The following is an 8,685-nucleotide window of genomic DNA, read 5'->3' on the forward strand; positions in this document are numbered from 1 at the left end:
AGATCGAACTCCGGTCCGGCGCCACCGCGAACACCTCCATCCGGCCGTCGGCGTTCTGACCGACCGTCACACCGGAGGCCGCTCCGCCGAAGGAGGTGTCCCAGGGGCTCCAGCCGCCGTTCGGGGCGGTCTGCCAGATGTGCTGGATACTGCTCCGGCCGGAGCCCAGGACGAACAGTTCGAGCCGGCCGTCGGGGTTCCGGCCGACCACCGGCAGGCCGCCGACCGGACCGCCGAGCCGCTGCCACGGGCCCCAGCCGCCGTTCGGGGCGGTCTGCTCGCGGTAGGAGAGCGCCTGCTGGTCCGGCGAGACCGCGAACGCGATCATCGCGCCGTTCGCCTGCCGGCCGATCGCCGGGTTCTGCCGGCCGTCGCCGAAGTCGTCCCACGCCCGCCCGGAGGCCGCCAAGTGGACGTCCAGGTAGTCGGCGTCGATGTTGATGGTGATGCCGCCGTAGGTCTCGTCGCGGCCGCCCGTGTACTGGTGGATCCGCTGGTGGTTCGCCCACAGGTGGTCCGGGATCGCCGGATCCGAGGTGCTGGTGCCGCCGCTGCCCGGCCACGCCGCGAAGTCGATGACGTCCGGCATCGCGTAGGAGTCGTAGTGGGCGACCAGGTCGGAGATCGTGCTGCCGGCGCTTCCGTACACGCCCGACAGGTAGCCCCGGGCGTGCAACTGCGCGGTCCAGGCGGACAGGTAGCCCATCACCAGGCCCGAGTACTGCGGGGCGTAGTGCTCGTTGTCCATGTACACCGGGGTGCCGGGCGGGAAGCCGAGGGCCGACAACTGCGCGATCGCGTCGTCGGCGTCGGCCGCGCCCTGGGCCGCCGACGGGATCGTGGCGCAGCCGGGGCAGGCCCCGGGCGCCTGGTGGCCGACGTACAGCGGGAAGTAGTGCCAGCCGATCGAGGCCTGCCGGGCGACCCAGTCGGCGGTCAGGTTCGGCTGGTCGCAGGTGCGGTTGACGCCACCGATGTAGATCCCGATCGCCCCGTAGGGCGAGGCGTCCATCCAGGTGCGCATGGTGGACGAACTCGGGGCCGCGCACGGGTCGAAGCCCTGGCCGGTGTAGTTGGTGACGCTCCCGTCCACGGCGGCCGCGAGAGCCGGGGCGGTACCGGAGGCCAAGGCCGTGCCGGCGGTGCCGGTGGCCGGGGCGGCGCTCCCCTGCGCCGCCGCCCCGACCGGCTTCCGCAGACCGGCCCGGTCCAGGACCGTCGTGACGGCCGCCCGGTCGGTGCCGTAGGCCGCGGTGACGGTGACCGCCCCGGTGGTCACCGTGATCTCGCGGGCGGCGGCGTTCTCCCGGGCCCCGCCCGCCGCTCCGGGCACGGCCGGCCGGACCAGGATCGCCTCGCTGCGCCCCCGCAGGTGGGACGGGCAGTCCTGGTCCGCTCCGGGGCTGCCCAGGTAGACGGCGTGCCGGTCGAACCGCACGCAGGTGTTCGGCGCCGCGTCCAGGTCGATCACCGGCCAGGACGCCGGCACCCGTAACGTCGTGCCCCGGTAGGTCACGTTCCTGCCGTCGCCCGGGGCGGCGGCTGCCGGTCCGGCTGCCGCGAGGCCGGCGGACGAGAGCAGCAGCGCGCCCACCAGCGCGCCGGTCAAGGTGGCGAGTCTCACGAGGACTCCTTCCGCTGTGCACGTCGAATGGTGTGGACGGGCCGGCACGACGGCCGGTGCGAGGCCCGCACTACGGCCGGATGCCGTCGAACTGCAGGACCCGGTAGGCGCCCTGGGCGGTCCACTGGGAGACGATCAGGGTCAGCGAGGTGGCACCGGCGCTGCCGGGGTGGATGTAGCCGCCGTAGAGGCTCTCGACCTGCGGCCGGCCCCAGTGGTTCGGCGGCCAGACGTTGTTGGCGACGATCTGCGGGACCGGCGCGGACCACGCGGCGTCGGGCCGGGCCGCGGTGCGCGTGCAGATCGAGCCGTCGTTCACGTCGAGGTAGCTCATGCAGTAGCGGCCGCCGATCCGCTTGACGGAGAACTCGCCGATGTTGTTCCCGGGGCCGAACAGCGGGGTCGGCGGGGTGCCGTCGCTCGCCCAGTACCAGCTGCCGTTGTACGTCCAGTTCTGCTGCGCGCCGAAGTTGCCGGCACGGAAGTCGTCCGGGTCGATCCGGAACAGCTGGATCGCGCCCTGGTCCGCGGTGTTCTTGTGGGTGCCGTTCCAGCGCTTGGAGAAGATGTACAGCCAGCCGTCCGGATCGATGCCGGCGAACGACCACATCCCGTACATCGACTGGTTCACGCCCTGGTCCTGACCGGCCCAGTGGTACGGGTAGTCGGTCCACGTCCGGCCGAAGTCGTCGGAGTAGGCGACGCCCGACATCAGCGAGCCGTCCTCGCCGGCCGGCAGCGGATCCGGGCCGATGCCGCGCGCCACGGAGGTGTACTGCAGGTAGGTGCGGCCGCCGAACTCGATGCAGTCGTTCGGGATGCGGGTGCCCTCCACGCCGTGACCGTTGTCGGCGCCGTGCACGTAGTCGAACAGCTGCCCGGCGGAGCCGTCGGGCACGGCGTAGCTGAACGAGATCGGCGTGGCCCCGGAGCGGTCGAAGTCGGCCTGGTTCAGCATCACCGGGGAGCCGAGGTAGGTGTTGCCGGCGTCGAAGGAGTCACCGAACACATAACCCCAGGTGTTGTCGTGCTCCCGGTGGTACGGGATGCCCAGGTCGCCGCTGCCCAGCCCGTACCGGCTCGCCGAGTCACCGGGCAGCTGGCACAGCGGTGCGCCGGTCTGGCCGACGCCGTTGGTCGCGGCGGCCGGCCCGGCGGCGGCCACCCCGGCACCCACGGCGAGACCGGTGCCGAGGACGAGCCCCGTACCGGTCCGGAGCAGCGATCGCCGGGTGAGTTCGTGACCCGGCTGCGGTGAAGTGGACATGGATCTCCTTCGGTTGGGACGTGACGCGGACGGTCGACGGGTGGAAGGTCGGTGCTGGAAGGTCGGCGCGCGGAGGATCGGTGCGCGGGACGTTCGGTGCGCGCGGAGTCGAGGCGCCGGGCGGCGGTCCGCTGCGGCCCCGGCCCCATGCTGCGGTCCGGACCGCCCGGGGGAACAGGCCACGGACCGGCCAAACGCGACCGGTCACCCCGGACGACCGGTCAGCCCGGACGACCGGTGGCCGATCGCCCGGGCGGCCCCGGCCCGGCCTAGCGCCGGCACGCCGCCGCGACCACCAGCAGCAGGAGCGCGATCGCGACCACCAGCAGGCAGCCGCAGCAGCCGTCCGGGATCCGACCGACCTCGACATGGCCCCCGGGAGGAGTGCCGGGATGCCTCTTCGCGTAGTGCTCGATCTGCTGCCGTTCCCCCTCGGGCCCGCTCAGCCAGGCCGTCCTGAAACCGCATTCACCGCACCAGTAGCGGTAGGCCACGTCGACTCCTCGCTTCCCACCGCGCCGCGCCTCCATGAGGGCAGCGATTGTGGCGTTCGTCATGTTCGGCGAACAGGCCATCCGGCCGGACATCGCTGACCGGTCGTCAGAGGTAGGCTCACCGGCGATTTACCGGCGAGTAGAGAGGCGCCCCGGTGACAGATCAGCTCGGCATGCTGCTGCGCAGGCTGCGCGGCCAGGCGGGCCTGACGCAGGAACAGGTCGCGGAGCGGTCCGGAGTGAGCGTGCGCACCATTCGCCGGCTGGAGAGCGGCAGATCCACCGACCACCGGCTGGGAACGGTGAACCTGCTGGCCGACGCGCTCGACATCAGCCAGGAGGACCGCCGGCACCTGGCGATCATGCTTGCGAAGGCTCGGAGCGGGCCGGCCCCCGGGGATCCCGGACCGCCCGCCCGGGCCGACGGACCGCCCTGGACCCCCGACCCGCCCGGAGCCGGTGAGCCGACCCCGCCCCCCGCACCGCCCGAGGCCCCCGCGGTGCCCGCACCGAGGCAGGTGTCCGCACCGCGGGCGGTTCCCGCACCGAGGCAGGTGCACGCCGCGCTGGTCGACGCCGCACAGGAGTTGGCGACGGAGGTGCGGCGTCGCTGGCGGCGCGAGGAGGCGCAGCGCCGGGTCCACGACCCGTTTCCGCTCCCGGTCCGGTGGCAGCCGGCCCCCGCCGGGCTGACCGACCGCTCGGACAACATCCAGCGCCTCGGACCGGGGGCGGTGGCCCGCCGGATGGACCTCAGCGGCGATCTGCGGAGCGTGGCGGAGGTCTACCGGCGGATCTCCTCCGGTCGGTTGGTGATCCTCGGCCGGGCCGGCTCCGGCAAGTCGATCCTCACCATCAGGTTCGTCCTGGACCACCTGGAGGACCCGACCGTGCCCGGCCGGGTCCCGGTGGTCTTCAGTCTCGGCTCCTGGGACCCGACCACCACCGCGCTGCGGGACTGGCTGATCGGCCGCCTGCTGCGCGACCACCCGCACCTGGCCCGCCGGGGCCCGCACGGGTCGACCCTGGCCGCCGCGCTGGTCGACGCCGATCTCGTCCTCCCCGTCCTCGACGGGTTCGACGAGATCGCGGAGGGCCTGCGGCGGGAGGCCCTGGACGCGCTCAACGCCACCTCGCTGCCGCTCGTCCTCACCAGCCGGCACGACGAGTTCGCCGAGGCCGTCCAGGAGGCGCACGCGCCGCTGCTGTGGGCGGCCGGCATCGAGCTCTCCGACCTCACCCTCGACGACCTCGTCCACTACCTCCCCCGGACCGCGCGACCGGTCACCCTCGACGCCGGCGACGGCGACGGCGACGGCGACGGCGAGTCGGTGTGGGGACCGGTCCTCGACGAACTGCGCGCCGGGGGGAGCACGGCGGGCGCCAACCTCGCGGCGGTGCTGACCACCCCGCTCATGGTGATCCTGGCGCGCACCGCCTACAGCGAGACGCCCGACCGCGATCCCGCCGAACTGCTCGACACCGTCAGGTTCCCCACCGCGAAGTCCCTGGAGGAGCACCTGCTGGCCGGCTTCGTCCCCGCCGTGTACCGCCGCCGCGCCCCGGAGCGGGACGCCGCCGGACGGCAGGCCCGGTCGCCGGGCTGGGACCCGGAGCGCGCCCAGCACTGGCTCGGCCACCTCGCCCACCACCTGGTCCGGCTCGACCACGACCGGCAGGACCTCGCCTGGTGGCAGATCGGCGAGTCGCTGCCGCGCCCGACCCGGATCCTGGCCGTGGTGGTGGCCACCTCGCTGAGCGTCGCCGTCGCCGACTGGCTCGTCGGCCTGTTCGTCAGCCTGCTCGGCGGCCCGCTCGGGCTCGGGCTCGGCATCGGGATCGGCGAAGTCCTCCTCCAGGGGAGCCTGATGGGGCCGGTCGCCGGGCTCGCCTTCGGGTCCGTGTACGCCCTCCTGATCACCTTCGGCGGCGGGGAGGTCTTCGAGCCGACCCGCGTGCGGCTGCGACTGCCCGGCACCCACCACGGTCTCGGACGCCGGCCGGTCCGCACCTTCCTCTCCCGGTTCGGGGACGGGATGCTCGGCGGATCCGTGATGGGCGTCGGCTGCGCGTGCGCCCTCGCCCTGGAGCGCGCGCTGTACGCGGGCTCCCCGCTCACCGATCCGGACGTGGTCGAAGGCACCCTGATCAACATGCTGTGCTTCGGGCTGACCTTCGGCTCGGCCGCCGGGCTGGTCTTCGGGCTCTCGGCCGCGCTCGAAGCGCCCGTCGACGTCACCTCCGCGGCCACCCCGGTCAGCCTGCTGTCCTCGAACCGCGCGACGGTGGTCCGGCGGTTCCTCACCCTGGCGCCCGCGCTCACCCTCACCATCGCCGGCGGCGGGCGCCTGGTCGTCGAGCTGTTCCAGGACTCGCTGGGGCCGCTGAACTGGGGCGTCCCGGACGGCCTGTTCATCGGCGCGGTCGGCGGGATCGGCGGCACGGTCTCCTACCTGCTCGCCTTCACCGCCTGGGGCCAGTGGCTCGTCCTGTCCCGCCTCTGGCTGCCGCTGACCGGCAGACTGCCCTGGCACACCGTCGCGTTCCTGGACGACGCCTACCACCGCGGCGTGCTGCGCCAGACCGGCGCGGTCTACCAGTTCCGGCACGAGCGGCTGCAGCACCACCTCGGCCGCACCTTCCGGCAGCAGCACAGCCACTACGCACCGGCCACCTTCCCGCCCGCACCGGCCGGCTCACCGTGACCGCGGGGGCGCGATCCACCGGTCAGGGCGCCGGTGCGGGACGGCCGGTCACATGTGGCCGGTGCCATGGCCTGTCCGCCGGACCGCCCGGACAGCAGCATCACGGGTACCGGGTCGACGCGGCGCCGGCGCCCGGAGCCGTCGGAGCCGAGCGCGAGCACCGCGTGCCGCCCTGACCACCCGCAGCCCAAGGAGTCCGATGAAGCCCCTACGTCTGACCGCCGTCGGCGCGGCGCTGGCGCTCGCCGCCCTCGCCGGTGCCGGACCGGCGCACGCCGACACCCCGACCGCGGCCGCCGTCCTGCAGGCCGGCGCCCAGCAGGGGGTCGCCGACGGATACCCCGGCGTGATCGGCCTGGTCCGCCAGGGCGACACCACCCAATATGTGCACGCCGGCGTCGGAGACCTGTCCACCCGGGTGCCAGCCGACCCTTCCGCGAAGTTCCGGATCGGCAGCAACACCAAGGCGTTCACCTCCACCGTGCTGCTCCAGCTGGAGGGCGAGCAGCGGCTGTCCCTCGACGACACCGTCGACCGGTGGTTGCCCGGAGCGGTCGCCGCGAACGGCTACGACGGCACCAGGATCACGATCCGCCAGCTGCTGAACCACACCTCCGGCCTGCCCGACTACGCCAAGGACACGGCGTTCTCGCTCTCCTACGCGCTGAACACCGAGCCCTACAAGCCCTGGCCGCCGCAGACCCTGGTGGACCTCGGCCTCGCCCAGCACAAGCCCACCGGCTCGCCGGGCCGGCAGTGGAGCTACTCCAACACCAACTACGTCCTGGCCGGCATGGTGATCAAGGCCGTCACCGGCAACGACACGGCCACCGAGGTCCGGCAGCGGATCATCGAACCGCTCGGCCTGCGCGACACCAGCTTCCCCACCAGCGATCCGACCCTCTCCGGCAGCTACCTGCACGGGTACGAGTACCCGGTGATCAGCATCGGCATCAGGGACGTCTCCGTCTCCGACGTCCAGACCTTCGGGGCCGCCGGGGCGATCGTGTCGACCCTGGACGACCTGACCGCCTTCTCCCGGGCCCTGGTGACCGGTCGGCTGCTGGCACCCGCGCAGGAGGCCGAGCTCAAGACCACCGTCCCGGTGACCGCCGACGGCACCGTCGGCTACGGCCTGGGCATCGTCCACGTGCAACTGCCGTGCGGACAGTGGGCCTGGAGCCACAACGGCGCCGTACTGGGCTACTTCAGCGACTGGTACACCAGCGACGACGGCAGCAAGCAGGTCGCGCGCGCCAACAACGAGTTCCACCTGCTGGCCGGGACGAAGGGCCAGCAGGACACCGGCAGGGCGACGGTCGACGCCTACTGCGCGCTGTGACCCCCGGCCCCGCCAGCGCCCGGCGGCGGAGCCCCCGACCCTCCTGCCCGCCACCCCGAGAGGACCACCGATGACCTCGCTCCCGACCGCCTGGCGCCGGCACGCGAAGGCGGCCGTCGTCGCCGCGGCGATGGCCGTGTCCGCGCTGCTCGTCGCCGCACCCGCACACGCGGACCAGCCCGCCGTGCCCGCCTTCACCGACGGGTTCGGCCTGACCCAGGTCGGCGCCCCCGAGGTGCACTCGAACACCGACCTCACGCTCACCGTGACCACCGGTCAGCTGTCCGGCACCCACAAGATCCGGATCTTCCTGCCGCGGGACTACGCCGCGGACCCCGGCCGGCGCTGGCCGGTGACGTACTTCCTGCACGGCGGAGCCGGCACCGTGGACGACGCCGCGGCCGCCCCGGCCCTGCGCTCGGACGCGATGATCACCGTCGTCCCGGACGGCGGCCTGAAGGGCTGGTACGCCGACTGGCTGATGCAGAACACCGTCCTCGGCAAGGCCAACTGGCAGACCTTCCACACCGGCCAGGTCGTCCCCTTCATCGACGCCAACCTGCGCACCCTCGCCGACCGGTCCCACCGGGCCGTCGTCGGCCTGTCGATGGGCGGCTACGGCGCCCTGCGCTACGCCGAGTACCGGCCCGACCTGTTCGGCCACGTCGCCTCGCTGTCCGGCGGCATCGACCTCGGCATGGCGGAGATCCGCGGGACGGTCCTGGCCACCGAGCTCAACCTCCCGGGGGCGTGGTGCGCCGCGAGCACCTCCGGCACCGGTCAGTGCGTCGGCTACGGGCCCTACGTCGACAGCGACGCGATCTTCGGCTCGCCCTACCCGGTCTTCGGCGCCGACCACGTCTGGAACGAGGTCAACCCCGCCGCGGGCGCCAACCTGGCCAAGCTGGCCGGCACCGACATCGCCCTCTACACCGGCGACCAGGGGCCCATCGACCACTTCACGTCGATCGCCACCAACACCGTCCGGACGCGGCTGGACCAGCTCGGCATCCCCCACCGCACCCTTGACTACGGCGACGGGTCGACCCTGTCGCCCGGCTGCAACGGCGGTCACAACTACGGCTGCTGGGCTCCGGCGCTCGCCGACTACGTCCCCCGGCTCGAAGCCGCCTTCGCCGCGGCGAGCTGAAACCCGCGCCGGGGCCGGGGGGGGCGGGGGGGGCCGCGGGAGCGCTCGCCGCGCGGGGGGGCGGGCCCGGCGGCGGGCGGCCGGGGGCGGCCCCCGGCGGGCG

General features: G+C 73.6%; 6 protein-coding genes. 3 read left to right on the forward strand and 3 right to left on the reverse strand.

The window, feature by feature from the left end; genetic code table 11:
- From ACFVYI_RS34315 to ACFVYI_RS34325, 3 genes are all read right to left on the reverse strand, one after another.
- The coding region (locus ACFVYI_RS34315; RefSeq protein ID WP_387892812.1) for a glycoside hydrolase domain-containing protein at positions 1-1,624 on the reverse strand (1,624 nt) is incomplete at its 3' end.
- Between the two features lie 70 nt (positions 1,625-1,694).
- Positions 1,695-2,891 carry a DUF4185 domain-containing protein gene (locus tag ACFVYI_RS34320; protein WP_387892814.1) on the reverse strand — a complete coding sequence of 399 codons (1,197 nt, stop codon included), beginning with the start codon at positions 2,889-2,891 and terminating at the stop codon, positions 1,695-1,697.
- Between the two features lie 269 nt (positions 2,892-3,160).
- Positions 3,161-3,385 (reverse strand): hypothetical protein, encoded by a 225-nt coding sequence (locus tag ACFVYI_RS34325; protein WP_387892816.1) that lies wholly within the window; start codon positions 3,383-3,385, stop codon positions 3,161-3,163.
- 155 nt (positions 3,386-3,540) lie between these two features.
- On the opposite strand from ACFVYI_RS34325, the gene ACFVYI_RS34330 reads away from it, so the two are divergent.
- The 3 genes from ACFVYI_RS34330 (at position 3,541) to ACFVYI_RS34340 (ending at position 8,582) form a co-directional block, all read left to right on the forward strand.
- Positions 3,541-6,090, forward strand: a complete 2,550-nt coding sequence (locus tag ACFVYI_RS34330) for a helix-turn-helix domain-containing protein (protein WP_387892818.1) — start codon at positions 3,541-3,543, stop codon at positions 6,088-6,090.
- Between the two features lie 199 nt (positions 6,091-6,289).
- Positions 6,290-7,432 (forward strand): serine hydrolase domain-containing protein, encoded by a 1,143-nt coding sequence (locus ACFVYI_RS34335; RefSeq protein WP_387892820.1) that lies wholly within the window; start codon positions 6,290-6,292, stop codon positions 7,430-7,432.
- 70 nt (positions 7,433-7,502) lie between these two features.
- The gene (locus ACFVYI_RS34340) at positions 7,503-8,582 is read left to right on the forward strand and encodes an alpha/beta hydrolase (RefSeq protein ID WP_387892822.1); all 1,080 of its coding nucleotides are present in this window, start codon (positions 7,503-7,505) and stop codon (positions 8,580-8,582) included.
- Positions 8,583-8,685: the final 103 nt, after the last annotated feature.

This window comes from Kitasatospora sp. NPDC058218, assembly GCF_042882445.1.
In the GTDB taxonomy this organism is placed as follows: domain Bacteria; phylum Actinomycetota; class Actinomycetes; order Streptomycetales; family Streptomycetaceae; genus Kitasatospora.